Raw genomic sequence first — 1,042 nt, 5'->3', positions numbered from 1 at the left:
ACAAGGAACCGCAGTCGCCGTGAAACCGACAGTGGACTCCTCCCTTCCAGGCAGCGCCACTCCGTCGGCGCCTGGGAACCCCGGCGAACAGCCAGGAGTGGATGTGGCAGCAGAGCTGTCGGAGATGTTGCCCTGCGAAATCCTCAGCGATGAAGACATCACCACCCTGGGCTTCGACCCAGAGAGCGCCACATTCGATGACGTCGGCCTCGCCTATGACTGCGGCTACCGCTTGCCCGGCGGAGGCAGCCCGATCATGGCAATTCAGCTGAACTGGCAGCGCAATGTTGATCAGCTGAATCTGACAAACTACACGGTCGAGGAAATCAGCGTGGGACCGTTGCGGGCGCTCCGCATCATCGACAAACCCGCATCGGAACATTGTCAAATCGCGTTGGATTTGAGCGAACAGGCCCACGTGTCTATTTTTGTTGATTACGCGGAAACGTTCGAGCAAGCATGCGCCATAGCGGAGGACACCGCAGCGGCCGTGGAGCCTTCATTGCCTCGGTCCTCGGACTGACCAGACCAACGGTGGTGCTTCCCGGGTCCGAGTCCTCCCCCAGACATCGCTCGAGTGGGACCCAGCAGCACGTCCACAGTGCCCGCGCGGTGATACTGCGACCAGGCGCCAGCCACCCTGAACCAGGACCCGACGTTGACGGAACGCGACCGACACGCAGCCCTTCCGCTCTGACCCCGTGTGATTCGGTCAACACCCCTCGGCGCACAACGGCCCGCATACCCCTCCTTGTCCGTGGACGTCAGCGGGGTGGTGGCCACACCAGCCGAGGCCAACCGGAGGTGACGGCCCCCACCCGCCAGTACCAAGTCCGTGATGCGCTACCCCACCTACCGGGTCACCGGCCGGCTCGCGCCAGCGACCGAGCCGCACAGCTGGTCAACAACGCGGAACATGCGCGACCCGGCCACCCAGCGCGCGAACGAAGCCAGCCGGCGCGGGGTGCGCCCGGGGTTGGGCCATCGGTGGGTAGCACGAACCGAACCGCCAGACTGTCGCTGCCAGTGTTGGTAGTTTCAC

1 protein-coding gene is annotated in these 1,042 nt (G+C 64.4%); it reads left to right on the top strand.

Translation table 11 applies throughout. The features are described from left to right. The coding region (locus tag ACTIDRAF_RS0222535) for a DUF3558 family protein (protein WP_245533612.1) at nt 1-523 on the top strand (523 nt) is incomplete at its 5' end. Nucleotides 524-1,042: the final 519 nt, after the last annotated feature.

This window comes from Actinoalloteichus spitiensis RMV-1378 (genome assembly GCF_000239155.1).
Lineage (GTDB): Bacteria > Actinomycetota > Actinomycetes > Mycobacteriales > Pseudonocardiaceae > Actinoalloteichus_B > Actinoalloteichus_B spitiensis.
The sequence above is the reverse complement of the archived record's forward strand: the minus strand, read 5'-3'. Positions and strand labels throughout refer to the sequence as shown.